This window comes from Microbacterium aurantiacum (assembly GCF_021654035.1).
Lineage (GTDB): Bacteria > Actinomycetota > Actinomycetes > Actinomycetales > Microbacteriaceae > Microbacterium > Microbacterium aurantiacum.
The window spans coordinates 623,671-640,639 of record NZ_JAJPDW010000001.1; the positions used below are offsets into that span (position 1 = coordinate 623,671).

A 16,969-nucleotide genomic window follows, 5' to 3' on the forward strand; every position below is an offset into this window, starting at 1 on the left:
GCCCCACGGGGCGGATCAACCGGCGAGGGCGGCCTCGAGGTCGGCGATCATCGTGTTCCAGGTGCCGGCGGGGTCGGCGCCGTTGATGATCTGCACCTGTGCGGCGTTCCAGAGGTCCCACACGGAACCCATCTCGGGGATGCTGGGCATCGGCACGCCGCCCTGCGCCGAGGCGACGAAGCCGGCGACGATCGGGTCGGAGGAGACCTCTTCGGCCAGCGTCGACCAGGCGGGGATGCGGGGGTCGGCCTCGTAGAGGGTGCGCTGGGCGTCCTCGGTGCCGAGGTAGTTGACCAGGAAGTCCTGGGCGAGCAGCGCATTCTCGCTCTGCGAGCTCAGGTAGAAGCCCTGAACGCCCACGAAGGGCGCCGCAGTCTCGCCGCCGGCGGACGGGATCGGGTTCACCGCGACCTCCACATCGGTGAAGCTGGGGATCGCCCAGGGGCCTTGGATCGTGTAGGGCGCGGCGCCGGAGTTGAACAGCTCGTTGTTGATGTCGTAGTCCACCGTGGTGGCGATGTACCCCGTGCCGTTCGCGCCGTTGGCGCCGAGCCAGCCGGCGAACGCCTCGCCGGCGGCGCCGCCCATGCCCACCTCGTTCGTGTACGAGCCGGACGCATCCTGCACGAACACCGGAGCCCCGAAGGAGGTCTGGAACCCGTACATCGTGTAGCCGTCGCCGGTCTCGCCCGCGGTGTTGATGACGAAGGGGCGCTCGGTGCCCGCGGCCAGGCCGTTCGCGATCATCTCGTCCCAGGTCGCCGGGGCTTCCTCGCCGACGAGCTCGACGTTCTGGATGAGTGCGATCGTCTCGAGCGAGTAGGGGAGGGCGTAGAGCTGACCGTCGTAGGTCATCGCGTCGAGCGCGACCTGCTCGAACTCCTGCGCCTTCTCGCCGAGGTCGATGGTGTCCACGACGCCCGCCGCGACGAGGGCGCCCAGCCAGTCGTGGGCACCCACGGTGATGTCGGGGCCTTCGCCGGTGGGGACCTGCGCGATGAAGTCGTTGCGGAGGTCTTCGAAGTTCTTCTGCACGAGGGTGACAGTCGCGCCCGTCTCGGCCTCGAAGGCTTCCGCGGCGACCGCGAGGGCCTCCTCGCGCTCGGCGTCGGTCCAGACGACGAGCTCCGCACCGCCCTCGGCGGCGTCGTCGCCCGCGGTGTCGGTGGTGCCGCCGGTGCAGCCGGCGAGCACGAGAACGGATGCCGCGGCGAGAGCGCCGAATCCAATCTGCTTGCGCATGACTTTCCTTTCAGATGTGTCGCGACGGTGCGTCTCTGCTGAGGTCGCGCCGCTGCGACAGGGGGTGTGCCGGGTCTGTCCGGCGGTGTGTCGGGTCGGGTCAGGGAAGGAAGGGGACGGGCCGCGTCAGAGATCGCCTCCTCGGAGCGGTGAGGTGCGGATGACGGCGACGCCGCCCCCGACGACGGTCAGACCCGCGTCGAGGTCGTCTCCCGTGAGCAGGTCCGTGCCCTGCACCGCGAGATGGGCGGGTTCGTCGCGGTGGTTGACGGCGATGACGTAGTCGGCGGTGTCGCCGCGTCGCGTGACCACCTCGAGCCCGTCGGCGGCGGCGGACGGCTCGAGGCCGGCGTCCGCGTACACCTCGCGCATCACCGTCTGCATCCCCTCGGCATCCAGGCGCGTGCTGATGTACCAGCCGACGCCGTCGCCGAGGGTGTTGCGCGTGATGGCGGCGCCACCCGCGCCGGGACCGTCGGTGTACGTTGCGACGACCTCGGCGCCGCGGACCGCGAGGTCCTCCTGCCACAGGCTCGAGCGGAGGGTCTGCGTGCGTCCCCGCCAGGAGAGGTCGTGCGCCGCCGACTCCCGGAGGGGGAGGAACTCGTCCACGACGACCCCGAGGGCATCCGCGAGGGGTGCGCCGTAGCCGCCGGCGTGCACGGCGTCGTTCTCGTCGACGATCGCCGAGAAGAAGGAGACCAGGAGCGTGCCGCCGTCCGCGACGTAGCGGGTCAGGTTCGCGGCATCCGACGTGCTCAGCATGTACTGGGCGGGCGCGATCACGAGGCGGTACCGCGACAGGTCTTGGCCGGGCAGGGCGAAGTCGACGGTGATGTTGTCCCGCCACAGGCGCTCGTAGAAGGCCCGGATCCGGTCGGGGTGGGTCACGTCCACGGACGGACGCCACTCCAGATCCTCCGCCCAGAAGGACTCGAAGTCCCACAGGATGGCGACATCGGCGACGACGCGCGATCCGCGCACCTCTTCGAGCGCGCCGAGCGTGGCGCCGAGCTGCTCGACCTCCCGGAAGACGCGGGAGTCCGTGCCGGCGTGGGGAACCATGGCCGAGTGGAACTTCTCGGCGCCGAAGCGCGATGCGCGCCATTGGAAGAAGAGGATCGCGTCGGCGCCGCGCGCGAGGTGCGTCAGCGAGTTGCGCGCCATCTCGCCCGCGCGCTTGGCGACGTTCCGCGGTTGCCAGTTGACCGCCGAGGTCGAGTGCTCCATGAGGATCCAGGGCGCTCCGCCCCCGACCGACCGTGTGAGGTCCGCCGCGATCGCCAGGCCGATCTCGCCTTCGGGGTCGGCGGCCCAGAGGTAGTGGTCATCCGAGACGATGTCGACTTCGCGCGCCCAGGCCCACAGGTCGGTGGTCCAACTCTGGTTGGCCATGAAGTTGGTGGTGATCGGCTGCGTGGCGTGCGCCCGGATCGCGTCGCGTTCGGCGATGAAGCATGCGCGCAGCTGGTGGTCTGTGAAACGCGCGAAGTCCAGGCGCTGCGTCTGATTCACGACGGAGGGCGCGGCCGCGGGGGCGCCGATGTGCTCCCAGTCGCCGTAGCTCTGCCCCCAGAAGGTGGTCCCCCACGCGGCGTTCAGTGCATCGAGGGTTCCGTACTTCTCGCGGAGCCAATCGCGGAACGCGCGGACGGACTGCTCGGAGTAGTCCTCGCCGACCGGCACGCCGTACTCATTGTGGACGTGCCAGAGGACGACCGCGGGGTGCCGGGCGTACCGCTCCGCCAGGGCGGAGGCGATGCGCACGATCGCCTCGCGGTACGCGGGGGAGGAGTGCGAGGCCATGCCGCGCGCACCGAACCCCATGACGGTTCCGTTCCGGTCGGCGACCCGCGCGTCCGGATGAGCGGCGAAGAACCACGCGGGCGGCGAGGCGGTCGGGGTGCCGAGATCGACCGCGATGCCGTTCTCGTGCATGAGGTCGAGCAGCTCGTCGAGCCAGTCGAAGTCGAAGACCCCCTCGGCGGTCTCGAGGAGCGCCCAGGCGAAGATGCCGACGCTCACCAGGTTGACCCCGGCGCGCTTCATGAGCTCGACGTCCTCGTGCCAGACCTCGCGAGGCCACTGTTCCGGCGTGTAGTCGCCACCATAGGCGATTCCGCGCACGTGCGGCCAGACGTTCTCGGGGGACATGACGCTCCATCGTGTTCTGCTCCGGCTGCGATGCCGGTGTGATCCTGTAACCGGTCACAGAGTAGGCAGACGCCCGTGTCGCTGTCATCCCGGACAATCTTTCCGTTATCGAACTGTGACCGGTTACAGGATTGCTCGGTCGAAACGATCCCGGTCGAGTAGAGTCACGGCGTGGAACGCACGACGAGCAGGCGCAAGCCGACCATCCGCGACGTCGCGGAAGCGGCCGGTGTGTCGTACGGCACGGTGTCGCGCGTGCTCAATGGCGGACGCTGGGTGTCTCCGCAGGCCCGCGAGGCCGTCGAGTCGGCGATCGTGGCCACGGGGTATCGGACCAATCACGCGGCGCGGAGCCTCGCGACCGGTCGTGCGAATTCGCTCGCGTTCCTGCTCACCGAGGAGCAGCACCTGCTGTTCGCCGACCCGACCTTCGCGCTCCTGCTGCGCGGCGCGGCCGAGGCTCTGTCGCAGCGGGCGATGACCCTGGTCCTCCTCGTGGCGGGTACCCCGCGGGAGCGCGAGAGCGTGGAGCACTACGTGTCGGCGGGTCACGTCGACGGGGTGATGCTCATCTCTTCGCATGAGTCCGACCCGCTCCTCGATCGCCTGCTGGCTGCCGGCATCCCGACGGTCTCGTGTGGAGCCCCGCTCGGTCACCAGGGGGAGCTGTCGTCCGTGTCGGTCGATGAGACCGCATCCGCGAAGGAGATGACGAGGCACCTCCGCGATCGTGGGTATCGCAGGATCGCGATGATCGCGGGCCCCCCGGACACCCCGGGCGGTCGCTTCCGCCTCGTCGGGTTCCGCGAGGAGATGGGTTCCGACTACGACGACTCGATGGTCGAGGTCGGAGATTACGGCATGGAATCCGGAGCCGCGGCGATGTCGAAGCTGCTCGCGCGGCATCCGGACATCGATGCGGTGTTCGCCGCCTCCGACCTGATGGCCGCCGGTGCGGTGCAGGGTCTGCGCCGGGCCGGCAGGAGGGTGCCGGAGGATGTCGCCGTGGCCGGATTCGACGACTCGGGCCTGGCGGAGAGTCACGAACCCCCGCTGACCACGATGCGCCAGCCGTGGGATCGCATCAGCGAGGAGATGGTGGCGCTTCTCCTGGAGGTGATCGCCGGCGCACCGCCGCGGACGATCGTTCTGCCGACGACGCTGGTCGTGCGCGACAGCGCCTGACGCCGGACGAGGGTGGACCCGGTCGTCGGGCCCACCCTCGTCGCGTGCGATCAGTGGGTCGGCATGCCGCCCGTGACGGCGATGGTCTCGCCGATGACGTAGCTGGATTCCTGCGAGGCGAGGAAGACGAACGCCGGGGCGAGTTCCACCGGCTGTCCGGCACGACCGATCGGGGTCTGCGAGCCGAATTCCTCGATCTTCTCGTTCGGCACGAACGCGGGCTGCAACGGCGTCCAGATGGGGCCGGGGGCGACGCCGTTCACTCGGATGCCGCGCTCGATGAGCTGCTGCGCCATGGCCCGGGTCCAGTTGGCGATGCCGGCCTTCGACACCGCGTACTCGGCGAGCGAGGGGGAGGGGACGAAGCCCTGGATGCTCGAGGTCGTGATGATGGACGCTCCCGGCTTCAGGTGGGGCGAGGCCGCCTTGGTGAGCCAGAACAGCGGGTAGATGTTGGCCTGGACGACGTGGTCCAGCGTCTTCGTCTCGAAGTCGTCGATGCTGTCGACGGTCGGCATGGTGCCGGCGTTGATGACGAGGATGTCGAGGCCGCCGAGGCCTTCGACCGCCTGGGCGACGACCTCGGTGTTGGTCGACTCCTTCTGGAGGTCTCCGGGGAGCAGGACGGCGACGCGGCCTTCCTTCTCGATGAGGGCGGCGACCTCTTCGGCCTGTCCCTGCTCTTCGGGAAGGTAGCTGAGGGCGACGTCGGCGCCTTCGCGGGCGAACGCGATCGCCACGGCGCGGCCGATGCCGGAGTCGGCGCCGGTGACGAGCGCTTTACGACCCGGGAGGCGCCCGAACCCGACGTACGAGGTCTCGCCGTGATCGGGGGCCGGATCCATCTTGTGGATGTCGCCGGGGCCGGTCTGCTGCTGCGGCGGGAAGGGAGGACGCGGGAACTGGGTCGTGGGGTCCTGGGGCGTGTACATGTTCGGCATGCCGGCCACGCTAAGCCCGGGAGTGGATGCCGCCACCCCGGGTTGCGCGGAGCGCCGGCGCGCGCTACGCAGCCCGTGCCGATGAAAAGAAGCCGTTGCGACCGAGCCCTCACGATCCACGTACCCCTCGACGTCCGCTCGCGCAAGCCACGCCTCGTCCGTCTCGCGGTGCCTAGCCTGAACCCGTGGCCCCTTCATCCCCTTCCCACGACGACCTCCGCGACTACGCACCGATCGGCGACGGCCGGACGATCGCGTTGATCGGTCGCCGTGGCCAGATCGACTGGCTTCCGCTGCCCAACCTGGATTCGGCGCCCGTGTTCGCGCGCATCCTCGACGACGCCACCGGGGGCTGTATCGAGCTCGAGCCCGTCGGTGAGTACACCGTCCGCCGTCGCTACATCTCGCGCACGAACGTGCTCCAGACGACGTTCACGACGCCGACCGGGCGGGCGCGCGTGGTCGACGCGATGGTGACCGGCGTCGCCGGGCGCCTCCCCTGGGCGGAGCTGGCGCGCCGGATCGAGGGCATCGAGGGCACGGTCGAATTCCAGTGGGTGGTGCAGCCGGGGTCTCGCCTCCAGACCGCCGCTCCGTGGATCGAGCAGCACGCCGGGGCCGCCATCCTCCGCGTCGGCGGGGTCTCCCTCGCCGTCGTCGGCAGCGACCACGGACCCGATGCGCCCGACCCGGACGGCCCCCGCGGCCCGCTCCTGCGCGGCCGCTTCACGACATCCGCCGACTCCCGTCATCTGCTCGTCGTCGTCGCCACCGACGGGGAGCCCCTCCACCTCCCCGACCCGGCGAACGTCGATCGGAGCGTGGACCGGACGATCGACGGCTGGCGCGCGTGGTCGAGGGAGTTCTCCTACGAAGGCCCCTGGGCGGATGCCGTGCAGCGCAGCGCTCTGGCACTGAAGCTTCTCGTCTACTCGCCCACCGGGGCGATCGCCGCCGCGGCGACGACGTCCCTCCCCGAGAATCCGCGCGGGGGGAAGAATTGGGACTACCGCTTCGCGTGGGTGCGGGATCTCGCCTACACCGCCCACGCGCTGGTCCGCTTCGGGCTCCGGGAAGAGACCCACGCCGCGATCTCGTGGCTGCTGCGGACGATCCGCGAGAACGGGCCCGAGCTGCACGTCCTCTATTCGCTGCGCGGTGAGGTCACCGCCGGCGTCGAGAAGTTCGACGTCGACGGATGGAAGGGCATCGGCCCGGTCGTGTCCGGAAATCCCGCACGCGACCAGCTGCAGCTCGGCGTGTACGGCGACCTCTTCGCCATCTGCCGCACCTATGTCGACGCGGGCAACATCCTCGACGTCGCCACCGGCCGCATGCTCGCCGACATGGCCGACCGCACGTGCGATCTGTGGCGCAACCCCGATTCCGGGATGTGGGAGCTCCCCGAGATCCGCCATTACACCTCGTCGAAGATGGGGTGCTGGCAGGCGCTCAACGACGCCGCGTGGCTCGCCGATGAGGGCGCGATCCCCGGCAACGCCGACCGGTGGCGCGCCGAGCGCGAGCGCATCGCCCAGTGGGTGCACGAGTTCGGCTGGTCGGAGGATGCCGGCAGCTACGTGATGTATCCCGGCTCGTCCGATCTCGACACCTCGGTGCTCCTCCACGCCGAGAGCGGTTTCGACCGCGGAGAACGGATGTCGGCCACCATCGACGCCCTCACGCGCGAGCTCGGCGCCGGCGACGGGCTTCTCTACCGCTACACCGGAATGGATGCCGAGGAGCACACGTTCGTGGCGTCCGCCTTCTGGTGCGCGGGAGCGCTCGCGTGCGTCGGCCGGCATGACGAGGCGATCGCCGCGATGGACGCGCTCGTGGCCACGGCGAACGACGTCGGCATCTACGCGGAGATGATCTCCGCCGACGACGGCTCGTTCTGGGGCAACACCCCGCAGGCGCTCAGCCACCTCGCGCTGGTGAGCGCGGCCCTGACGATCCGTGAGCTGGTCCCCGAGAAGACCCTCGGCACCCGCTGACCGCTCAGGCCGCCCGAGAGGCCAGCATCCGGTCCGCCGTCCGCAGTGACAGCGCCATCTGTGCGAGGCACGGGTTCGCCGACAGTGCGCTCGGGAAGGTCGAGTTGTCGCACACCCACAGGTTCGGGATGTCGTGGCTCCGCCCGTCCGGATCGACGACGCCCTCCGCGGGATCGGCACTCATGCGGCACGTGCCGAGGGTGTGGGCCGTGCGGGCGAGCACACGTGTCTCGCGCGCACCGGCTGCTTCGAGGATGCCGGTGAGTGTGCGCGCCGCGTGCCGGTCGAGCGCCTCTTCGTTCGCCCCCGGGGTGAACGTGATCTCGGCCCGCGGGACACCGAACTCGTCCACCTCGTCGGTGAGGACGAGGCGGTTCTGCTCGGCCGGAAGGCATTCGCCGTTGATCCCGACGCCGACGGAGTACTGCCACGCGTCGAGGGCATCCATGAGTTCCTGACCCCACAGGCCGCCGCCGCGCACGAGGGTGGTGGCGTAGGTGACGGGCATGACCCCGAGGCTCTGGATCAGATAGCCGCCGGCGAAGTCGACACCGGTAGGACGGACGAAGTCTTCGCTGATGAGCGACGACGGGTAGCCGCGGTAGCCGCGGATCTGCGCGTCGAAGCGCCCCCACACCTGCAGCGCGCCATGGGCGAGGAAGTTCCGCCCCACCGCGCCGCTCGAGTTCGCGAGGCCGGTGTGCAAGAGGAGGCGCGGAGTCTCCACGCCCCCCGCCGCGAGGACGAGGGTCGCGCACCGCTGCCGCACCTCCAGACCGGCGCGCGTGTAGACGACGGCCGACACGTGTCCGCGGGCGTCGAGCTCGATCCCGTGCACGGTGCTGTCCGGGCGGATCTCGGCACCGGCGGCGACCGCGGCGGGGAGGTAGGTGTTCGCGGTGGTGGCCTTTGCGTCGCTCCGGTCTCCCTGGTGGATGCTGCCGAAATTCAGGTTTCGTGACCGGCGCCCGTAGTGCGGCTGGTCGTGGTCGCGCGTGAGGATCGCCGCCGGCGCGGTGGCTGTGCGGATGCCCTCGCGCGCGCAGCCGTCCGCGACGACGTCCGCGGGGGCGTTCCGCGCGACCGCCGGCCAGTGGTACTCGCGCCCCTCGTCCCACGGATACGGCGTCGGGCCGGAGACGCCGACGGTGCGCTCGACCTCTTCGATGTAGCGGGTGAGCTCACCGGGGTCGACGGGCCAGTCGGCGCCGACGCCGAATTCCGACCGCAGCCGCAGGTCGCGCGCGTCGGGACGCGGGGTGAACGCCCCCCAGTGCAGGGTGCCGCCACCGACCCCGCGCCCGCTGTTGTTGGGCCCGAATGCGGTGGGCGCTTCGCCACCGCTGATCCGCTCCGACATCCAGTTCACGCGGGTGCCTTCGGCCTCGTCGGGGACGAAGTCGGTGACGTCGAAGTTCGGCCCGGCCTCGAGCGCGACGACCCGGAGGCCGGCCTTCGCGAGCCGCGCGAGGAGCGGGCCGCCGCCGGCGCCGGTGCCGACCACCACGACGTCCACAGTCTCGTCGATGGGATAGGTGCGCATGCCGGAGAGGTTCATGAGGGGTCTTCCGTGGAGGAGAGGATGCCGAGGGAGGGGGGTTCCCACGCGTCGCGGCGATCGGCGCGGAGCTCCGAGAATCCGGGATCCGACGTGCCGACGCCCGTGACGAATCCGTCGAAGGCGATCCGCGCCGAGGACGCGGGGTGCGAGACCCACGCCTGTGCGAGGTCGACGCGGAGGTCCTCGAACCAGCGGCGCGTGGTGTCGGCATCCCACGGGGATCCGTCGAACCCGTCGCCGGCGATGATCTGCGCGATGAGGGCGTCCTGTGCGGCGGTGCCGTCCGGCCACACCGCGGCCAGGGCGTCGAGTCCGGCGCGGGCGGCGGCGGCATCCGTCGGCAGCCCCGGCGGGCGCCAGCCGTCTCCGCGGCCCTCGGCGAGGTCGCGGTCGAGGCGGAGCGCGAGATCGAAGCGGTCGGCGGCGGCGCGCGGAACGAGGCGTGAGGCCAGCGCGCGCAGCATCGTCAGCTGCGGCGGCGTGAGAGCCTGCGGGCCCGCGTCGACGTCGTCGGCGAGAGCCCGGCGGGAGAGGATGCCGCGCGTCTCGGGATCGGTCCGCTCGGACGCGATGATCCGACCCCAGTCCGAGGGAACAGGCGCGGACGCCGCGAGGATGCGCTCCCACAGTCGCGCGATCGCGGCGGCGACCTCGCGCGGTCGCTCGTAGGGGAGCAGATGCCCGGTGTCGGAGAGTGCGATCACCTCGGCGCGGGGGAGGAGGTCGGTGATCAGACCCGGCTGGGCGTCGGCCCCGAGGTCCTCGTCCGCGTCGCCGGCGAGGACCACGGCCGGAAGATCGGCGATGTCGAGACCGTCCCGGACATCCTGGCGGCTTCCGGTCTCGAGCCATCGGCGCCAGGCGAGGGGCGACATCCGCTGCACCTGGGCGATCGCGGTCGTCTCGGTGTCGGGGTCGAGTGGCGCGGCGACGTTCTCCGAGACGAAGTCGTGGGCGTGCTGTGCCGAGATCGGCCCGTCCGCCACCCACGCGAGCATGCGCTCGCGACGTTCCTCGTCCATCGGTTCGCGCGTGGTCGGCGACGGGGCGAGGAGGACGAGTCCGGCGAGCCCGAACAGCGGGGCATCCCCGCGGAGAACGCGATCGGCGACGACGGCGGCGATCTTGCCACCCATGCTGTGGCCGCAGAGGATCCACGGTCCGCCCGTCGCGCGCGCGGCGATCGCGGCGACGACGGCGTCGGCGACGGCGGCGACACCGGCGTCGGCGGCATCCAGTGCGTCGCCGTGTCCGGGAAGGTCGATGCCGACGACGTCGAAGCGCTCGGGCAGGTGCGCGGCGATCGGTGCGGCCGCCTCGCCCGCGAAACCGAGGCCCGGGAGCACGTAGACCGTGCAGACGGGTGTCACGGGGTGATCATCCCGCCGTTGACGTTGAGCGTCGCGCCCGAGACATAACTCGACTCCGACGAGGCGAGGAAGACGTACGCCGGCGCCAGCTCGGCCGGCTGGCCGGATCGCTGGTAGGTGTTCTCGTCGTCGAAGGCCTGCATCTGCTCGTCCGAGACGCCGTCCGAAACCTGCAGGGCCGTCCACACCGGGCCGGGGGCGACCACGTTCACACGGATGCCGCGATCGGCGAGCTGCACGGCGAGACCCTTGGAGAGGTTGTTGATCGCCGCCTTCGTCGCGGCGTAGTCGAGACGGTCCGGAGCGGGCTTGTACGCCTCGAGGGATGCGGTGTTGATGATGCTGGAACCGGCGGGAAGGTGGGCGAGGGCGGCCTTGGTGAGCCAGAACGGCGCGAAGAGGTTCGTGCGGAAGGTGAGCTCGAACTGCTCGTCGCTGAGGTCCTCCACGCGGTCCACCGCGATCTGGCGGCCGGCATTGTTGACGAGGATGTCGAGGCCGCCGAGCAGTGCCACGGCCTCTTCGATGATCTCGCGGCACCGGGCCGCATCGGCGATGTCGGCGATGATCGCGTGACCCTGGGCTCCGGCATCCGCGATGAGTTCGAGGATGTGCGCGGCGTCCTCGGTCTCGTCGGGCAGGTGCACGATCACCACATCGGCGCCCTCGCGCGCGAACGCGATCGCGGTGGCGCCGCCGATTCCCGAGTCGCCGCCGGTGATGAGCGCCTTGCGGCCCGCCAGCCGACCCGTGCCGCGGTAGGTCTTCTCGCCGAGATCGGGGACCGGCTGCATCCGCGCCTGCACGCCCGGTTCGGGCTGGTGCTGAAGCGGCGGCTCGACCCGCGCGTAGCGACGTACCGGGTCGTCGAACGTGTACTGGTCCGATGTGCTCATGCCGTCACGATAAGTCGGCCGCCGCATTCGGCCTCGGGGTTGCGGAAACCTCGCCGATGCGCAATCGGGTTGGCGGGCGGCCGTCGGGTCAGCGGCTCATCCGCTGCCGACCTCGTCGTCGTGTCGCGCATCGCGCAGCGGCGAGACGACGATGATGACCGCGGCGACGGCGAACACGACCGCGCCGACCACGAGCGTCGACGCGAAGCCGATCGCCGTCATCAGCAGCCCGGCGGCGAGGGCACCGACGAAGAACACGGCCCGATTGACGGTGCGGATCGTCGCGTTCATCCGGCCCTGGATCGCATCCGGCGCGACCGACTGGCGGTACGAGATGTCGTTCGCGTCCTCGATCCCCATCGCCGCGCCGTACAGGAGCTGAGCGCCCCCGACGACCGCGAGCGCGAGCACGACATCCGTCTCCGCGGTGAGTGGCGCGAACCCCAGCACCAGCCACGGGACGACGACCAGGGTGCGGCCGCACAGGATCGCACGCCCGGCTCCCCAGCGGGCACCGAGCGACGGTGCGATGAGGGCCCCGGCGAAACCGTCGATCCCGGCGGCCGCCAGGGCGACGCCGAAGGCCCACGCCGGCAGCGCGAGTTCGCGCAACACGTACACCGCGAACACCGTCATCACGATGCTGTTGCCGAGGAACCAGACGTGCACAGACAGTGCGAGAGGGCGGAGAGTCGGACGCGCGTAGGTGAAACGCATGCCGTCGACGATCTCGTGACCGACGTGCCGACCGGCGGCGCGCCGGGGAGCCGGCGGCTCGACGGCGCGGGACGATCCGGGGGAGGAGGGGCTGGGCGGCGGAGTCAGCGAAGAGCGTCAGCACACCGAGCGTCAGGATGACGGCCGCGAGAGTGCCGAAGGTCAGCGTGTCGGTGAGGATCAGCACCGGGACCGCGGCGAGCACGAGGGCGCGTCCGACGCTGGTGATCACGAGGGTGCGCTGGCGACGCCACCGGTCCATCAGCGCGCCGACGAGGAATCCGAGCACGAGGTAGGGGGCGACGCTCAGCGCGCTGAGCACGCTGAGCTGCACCGGGGTGGCGTTCAACACCGTCACGATCAGGATCTGGAAGGCGACTCCCGCCCGGGGAACGCGGGCGTGGGGGAGGATGGGGGCATGTTCACCGTGGCCGAGACGATCCTGATCGAGCGCGACCCCGCCGCGGTGTTCGCGTACCTGACCGACCCAGCGAACCGCTCGCGCTGGGACACGTCGGTGATCTCAGAGGAGATCACCTCGGCCCCGCCGGTGCGCCCCGGAACGACCCTCCGCACGCGCATGCGGGTCATCGGCCGTGAGGTCGAGTACGACTGGCGTGTGACGCACTTCGAGCCGCCGGTCGTGATGGCGGCGCGCAGCAGCGCAGGGATCATGCCGACGACCCTGCGGTTCGACTTCGCCCCGCGCGGAGAGGCCTGCCACGTCCGCGCCGAGATCGAGGCGAGCCCCGGCGGGATGCTGCGCTTCGTCGAACCGGTCGTCGCCGACACGGTCCGCTCGACCCTCGCGCAGGGGCTCGCCCGCGCGAAGGCGCAGCTCGAGGCGTAGCCCGCGCGCGTTGGGGTGCGTTCACGTGGCAGGTGTCGCCGCCTCCCGCGCGCGGAGGCGGCGCCGAGCGCCACTTGAACCACCGCTACTCGCGCGCGCCGACGGAGATCTGCGCCTCCGAGATCTCCCATACGCGCCGAGCGTCGCCCATCGAGCGCAACGGCTCCCACAGGTCCACCCGCGTCGGCGGACCGGCGACGACGCGCTTCGGTCCGTAGAACTCGTCGCCCGCGGCATCCGTCGCCGTCGCTGCACGAAGCGCCGGGAGCGCCGCCGACTGCGGCGTGCCGGTCACACCGATGCGGGAGAGCGCCCCGATGATCCGGCGCTCGGGGGTCACGCGGGCGCGGCCCACTCCGGGCTGAGCGGCGAGAAGGTTCGTCGGCGAGACGCCCGGGTGCGACAGGTTGCTCGAAATACCCCAGTTGCCCGCGTGGCTGCGAGCGTCGAGCTCACGCGCGAACAGCCCGACCGCGATCTTCGACGCCGAGTACGCCCGCATCGCGTCGTACTCCCGCTCGCCATCGATGTCGTCCCAGGGGATCGATCCCGACCGGGCGGCGATACTCGTCTGATGCGTGACGCGGGCGCGTCCGGCGCGCAGCAGCAGACGATGCGACTCCGCGACTTCCTCGCGGCGGAGCCCGCCGGTCCGCCGTCGCGGTCCGCGCGGGAGGCCCACGTCCTCGGGTTGGAGCGCTTCGCGGCGATGCCGGAGGAACGCCGCCAGGGCGGGTCGATCGATCACGCGCGCGCCTTTCTCGAGGAGTTTCCCTTTCTACCCCGGCGCGGTGTGCGGAGCCACGGCCCACTGATCCACCCCTCACCGGTGTGCGGGACGGTTTCAGGTGGCAGGTGTGGCCGCGTCGAGCGCGCGGAGGCGGCGACACCTGCCACCTGAGGGCGCCCGCGGCGATGTCCGCGGCCCCGGAGACCAGAGCACCCCCGCGCCGACGGAGTGACGTCCGCGGCGCGGGGGTGGTGGGTTCGCCCTCGTGGCGGAGGCCCGGAGCCGCCGCGAGAGCTGCTCGCTAGCTCAGACCGGCCCGCGAGCGTCGGATGCCGCGGACGACGAACGCGCCACCCGCAGCCAGAAGGGCTCCGCCCGCGAGGAGCGGCAGGAGGAACGACCCGGCGAGACCGGTGACCGCGAGTGCGCCGTCTCCGTCGTTCCCGCCCGTTCCACCGGATGCCGCGTCATCGTCGTCGGATCCGCCGTCACCGGGGACCGGTGCCGGGGTCGTCGGCTCGGGGTCGGGCGTCGGCTCCGGGTCGGGCGTCGGCTCCGGGGTCGGCGCCACGTCTCCCTCGTCGACCGCGAGCTGGATGACACCCCACCGGGAGGTGTTGTTCCAGCTCGACCCGGTCGGGTCGGCCCAGTTGCGCACGCCCACGCGGGCGCCGTCCCGGGCGTCGTTGACCTGCACGTCGAAGCCGTGCAGCGACTCCGCTCCGCCGGCATCCAACAGGCTGATCGCGGCCTCGACCACGTATCCGCCGTCCACGACCTGGACCGCAGACGTCACGCGCGCCTGCTGAGCCGCGGCGTCACCCGAGCCGAAGCTCAGCTCGCCTGCGGCGTTGATGCGCAGCTGCATGTCGGTTGCCAGGTAGGTGCCGTTCTTGCGGTTGCCGAGGTCGAGGAAGACCTCGATCGAGTCCCGCTCGTGCGCGGCGCCGGCGGAGGTGTCGATGACGTCGTCCTGCACCTCGGCAAGGAGGAACAGTGTGTCACCGTCGCCGTTCCAGGCGAGGCGGACATCGGCGGATGCCGAGTCCGTGCCGTCGATCTGCTTGCCGGTGGCGATTCCGACCGCGTCGGCCCACGCCGCATCGATGTCGCCGTCGATCGTCGGAGCGTCCGCGATCTCAGTGATCGCGGCGAACGACAGGGGCTCGCGGAGGGTGACCTCGCCGAGCACTCCGGCGTCGTTCCACCCGAGCACGGCGTCGCCGTCATCGACCGCGACGTCGAAGCGCACGATGTCGCCCTCGGCGAGGCCCGCGGCAGGCACGTGGGCGACGAGACGCCAGCCGTCCGTCGTCTCGCCGACGACGGCGTCGATGTCACCGCCGCCGTCGCGTCCGACGGTGTAGGTGTCGCCGCCGAGGGTGAAGGTGACGGCATCCGTCGCGTCGGCGTCGGTGTCGGCGATCTCGACGAGCGCGGTGACGTGGTCCGGCGACCAGCGCAGACCGAAGGCGTGCCGATCGGCGATCGGGGTGGGGGCGAGCTGATCCCATGCGACGTCGGTGACGGCGTCCTCGGTGAGTTCGACGGTACCGCCGAAGGCGTTCATCGCACGAGGTTCGGCCGGGATCGAGAGCCCTGCGGCACCGCGGTAGGCCCACTTGCCGTTGAAGTAGTCGTCGAACAGCAGCGGGGCGCCGTCGTAGTACCGCCACGAGCCCATGTCGCGGAGGCCCCACACGGTGACCGAGTACATCGTCTCGGGGCCGGCGTGGAACTCCTTGAAGATGTCGAACGCCTGAGCGGTGATGTGGCCCTGGCGGATGAGGTTCCGCTCGGTGACCGTGCCGATCGCGATGTCGAACTCGGTGACGGCGTGCACGAGGCCGAGGCCCGCGAACTTCTCCAGCGCCGCTTCCATGTTCGCCAGGTTCAGCGACGCCATGGTGGTGTGGAACTGGTGGCCGACGCCGGTGATCGGCACGTCGCGCTCGAGCAGGCGCACCACGAGGTCGTAGTAGCGCTGCAGCTTCGACGTCGCGCTCGCGCCGCCCTCGGTGCCGTACTCGTTGATGAAGAGCTCGACGGGGTGATCCACACCCTCCGCGGCGTAGGTCTCGTTGAAGCTCTCGTCGGCCGCGTGGAACGCGATGTCGATGAACTCCTCGCCGAGGATCTGGAAGAAGCGCGAGTTGCGCAGCTGCGGGTTCTGTCCGTCGTTGATGACCTCGTTGACGACTTCCCAGGCCTTCATCGGGTTGCCGGCGCTTCCGTAGGGGCCGTAACGGTCGGCGAAATACTCCGCGACGTTGTCGATGTGCGTGCGGATGCGCTCGGTGAGGATCGCCTTGTCGGCGTCCGAGTTCGTCAGCTCGCGCGAGGTGTTGTCGCCCGCGGTCTCGCGGAAGAACCACGCGGGGATCTGGCTGTGCCAGAGCAGGACGTGACCGAACACCCGGCCGTCGTTCTCGACGGCCCAATCGGCGAGCGAGTCCGCTTGAGGGTTGGTGGAGACGAACGACCCGTCGGCGTTGTACCAGGCCTCGGGCTTCATGTGGTTCTCCGCCGAGACGGAGTTGAAATGGGTGGAGAGCGTCGGCTCGCCGGAGCCCGCGGCGATGCGGGAGTCGCCCGCCGCGCCGATCGGGAAGGGCAGCGTCGACTTCAAGGGAGTCGTGTCGTCGATGACGACCGTGCGCGGGGCGTATCCCGTGAGCAGGGTGTCGTCGACCCAGAACCCGGCATCCGCAGCGTCGGCGGTGATGAGGAGGCGGCCGAGCTCGGCGCCGGCGGCGGGCGTGTAGTCGCCGACGATCTCGATCCAGCCGTCGGCGGTCGCGGCACCCGATGCCACCGGGGTCACGGTGCCGCCCTGCTCGACCCCGACCCGGACGGTCGTGGCGGGGGTCCCCGGGTGCAGGCGCGTCCACACCGAGATCGTGGACCGCTCACCGGCGGTGAGGTAATCGGCCAGGGGGAGGGCGGCGCCCTCGCCGGTGGCGGCGCGCCCGGCGACCCGCATCGAGGTTGCGTGGCTGAGGCCGATACTTTCGGGAATGGTCTGGCGTTCCACCGTGACGGAGCCGCCGCTCGGTGCCCACGGCGCCAGGCGCCCGGACTCGAAGTTGTTGAACCAGATGGTGTACGGACTCAGGTCTTCCTCCGCGGCGGATGCGGCGGAGGGGGCCGCGGCGCCGAGGAGGAGGGCGACCGTGGCGAGGACGGCGCCGAGGCGCTTCCCGCCTCTCGGGCGCAGGCCGGACGTTCGCATAATGCTCCTTTGCACTTCACTGACGCGCCACCCGACGACGGGGGCGCGCGCGCCCGGGGGATCTCCATGCGATGACGGATGCAGGCGCGGCGAC

The 16,969-nt window shown here is 70.9% G+C and carries 12 protein-coding genes; 3 read left to right on the forward strand and 9 right to left on the reverse strand.

Annotated features, from left to right (window positions below; genetic code table 11):
* Positions 1-15: 15 nt before the first annotated feature.
* Together LTL01_RS02965 and LTL01_RS02970 are read right to left on the reverse strand one after the other, a co-directional pair.
* Positions 16-1,242, reverse strand: a complete 1,227-nt coding sequence (locus LTL01_RS02965; protein WP_236967353.1) for a sugar ABC transporter substrate-binding protein — start codon at positions 1,240-1,242, stop codon at positions 16-18.
* A 126-nt stretch (positions 1,243-1,368) separates the two neighbouring features.
* On the reverse strand, positions 1,369-3,396 hold the full coding sequence (locus tag LTL01_RS02970; RefSeq protein WP_236967354.1) for a beta-galactosidase: 2,028 nt from the start codon (positions 3,394-3,396) through the stop codon (positions 1,369-1,371).
* A gap of 171 nt (positions 3,397-3,567) precedes the next feature.
* Here LTL01_RS02970 and LTL01_RS02975 point away from each other — a divergent pair, with 171 nt between their 5' ends.
* Complete coding sequence (locus LTL01_RS02975) at positions 3,568-4,581, forward strand: LacI family DNA-binding transcriptional regulator (RefSeq protein ID WP_236967355.1); 1,014 nt, start codon at positions 3,568-3,570, stop codon at positions 4,579-4,581.
* A gap of 50 nt (positions 4,582-4,631) precedes the next feature.
* Here LTL01_RS02975 and LTL01_RS02980 read toward each other — a convergent pair whose 3' ends face one another.
* Entirely contained in the window at positions 4,632-5,522 is an 891-nt protein-coding gene (locus tag LTL01_RS02980; protein ID WP_372461278.1) for an SDR family oxidoreductase, read from the reverse strand.
* A 185-nt stretch (positions 5,523-5,707) separates the two neighbouring features.
* Here LTL01_RS02980 and LTL01_RS02985 point away from each other — a divergent pair, with 185 nt between their 5' ends.
* Positions 5,708-7,519 carry a glycoside hydrolase family 15 protein gene (locus LTL01_RS02985; protein WP_236967356.1) on the forward strand — a complete coding sequence of 604 codons (1,812 nt, stop codon included), beginning with the start codon at positions 5,708-5,710 and terminating at the stop codon, positions 7,517-7,519.
* 4 nt (positions 7,520-7,523) lie between these two features.
* On the opposite strand, the gene LTL01_RS02990 is transcribed toward LTL01_RS02985, so the two are convergent.
* The 4 genes from LTL01_RS02990 to LTL01_RS03005 all read right to left on the reverse strand — a co-directional run bounded on the left by LTL01_RS02990 (position 7,524) and on the right by LTL01_RS03005 (position 12,063).
* The gene (locus LTL01_RS02990; RefSeq protein WP_236967357.1) at positions 7,524-9,062 is read right to left on the reverse strand and encodes a GMC oxidoreductase; all 1,539 of its coding nucleotides are present in this window, start codon (positions 9,060-9,062) and stop codon (positions 7,524-7,526) included.
* A gap of 11 nt (positions 9,063-9,073) precedes the next feature.
* On the reverse strand, positions 9,074-10,450 hold the full coding sequence (locus LTL01_RS02995) for an alpha/beta fold hydrolase (protein ID WP_236967358.1): 1,377 nt from the start codon (positions 10,448-10,450) through the stop codon (positions 9,074-9,076).
* Positions 10,447-11,346 carry an SDR family oxidoreductase gene (locus tag LTL01_RS03000; protein ID WP_053548869.1) on the reverse strand — a complete coding sequence of 300 codons (900 nt, stop codon included), beginning with the start codon at positions 11,344-11,346 and terminating at the stop codon, positions 10,447-10,449. Before LTL01_RS03000 ends, LTL01_RS02995 begins: the two co-directional genes overlap by 4 nt.
* A 96-nt stretch (positions 11,347-11,442) precedes the next feature.
* Positions 11,443-12,063, reverse strand: coding sequence for an MFS transporter (locus LTL01_RS03005; RefSeq protein WP_236967359.1), 621 nt, complete (start codon positions 12,061-12,063; stop codon positions 11,443-11,445).
* A 418-nt stretch (positions 12,064-12,481) separates the two neighbouring features.
* Here LTL01_RS03005 and LTL01_RS03010 point away from each other — a divergent pair, with 418 nt between their 5' ends.
* A complete protein-coding gene (locus LTL01_RS03010) occupies positions 12,482-12,913 on the forward strand; it encodes an SRPBCC family protein (protein WP_236967360.1) in 432 nt (143 codons plus the stop codon).
* An 85-nt stretch (positions 12,914-12,998) separates the two neighbouring features.
* Here the strand turns inward: LTL01_RS03010 and LTL01_RS03015 are convergent, their stop codons facing one another.
* The gene (locus LTL01_RS03015) at positions 12,999-13,661 is read right to left on the reverse strand and encodes a Rossmann-fold NAD(P)-binding domain-containing protein (protein ID WP_236967361.1); all 663 of its coding nucleotides are present in this window, start codon (positions 13,659-13,661) and stop codon (positions 12,999-13,001) included.
* Positions 13,662-13,944: 283 nt separating this feature from the next.
* Positions 13,945-16,875: an endo-1,4-beta-xylanase gene (locus LTL01_RS03020; protein ID WP_236967362.1), complete on the reverse strand. Its 2,931-nt coding sequence runs from the start codon at positions 16,873-16,875 to the stop codon at positions 13,945-13,947.
* Between the last annotated feature and the right edge of the window lie 94 nt (positions 16,876-16,969).

Coding starts and splice junctions, on each gene's coding strand:
- LTL01_RS03005 (WP_236967359.1), bottom strand. CDS start 12,063: ATGCGTTTCACCTACGCGCGTCCGACTCTCCGCCCTCTCGCACTGTCT.
- LTL01_RS02980 (WP_372461278.1), bottom strand. CDS start 5,522: ATGCCGAACATGTACACGCCCCAGGACCCCACGACCCAGTTCCCGCGT.
- LTL01_RS03020 (WP_236967362.1), bottom strand. CDS start 16,875: ATGCGAACGTCCGGCCTGCGCCCGAGAGGCGGGAAGCGCCTCGGCGCC.
- LTL01_RS03000 (WP_053548869.1), bottom strand. CDS start 11,346: ATGAGCACATCGGACCAGTACACGTTCGACGACCCGGTACGTCGCTAC.
- LTL01_RS02965 (WP_236967353.1), bottom strand. CDS start 1,242: ATGCGCAAGCAGATTGGATTCGGCGCTCTCGCCGCGGCATCCGTTCTC.
- LTL01_RS03010 (WP_236967360.1), top strand. CDS start 12,482: ATGTTCACCGTGGCCGAGACGATCCTGATCGAGCGCGACCCCGCCGCG.
- LTL01_RS02990 (WP_236967357.1), bottom strand. CDS start 9,062: ATGCGCACCTATCCCATCGACGAGACTGTGGACGTCGTGGTGGTCGGC.
- LTL01_RS02970 (WP_236967354.1), bottom strand. CDS start 3,396: ATGTCCCCCGAGAACGTCTGGCCGCACGTGCGCGGAATCGCCTATGGT.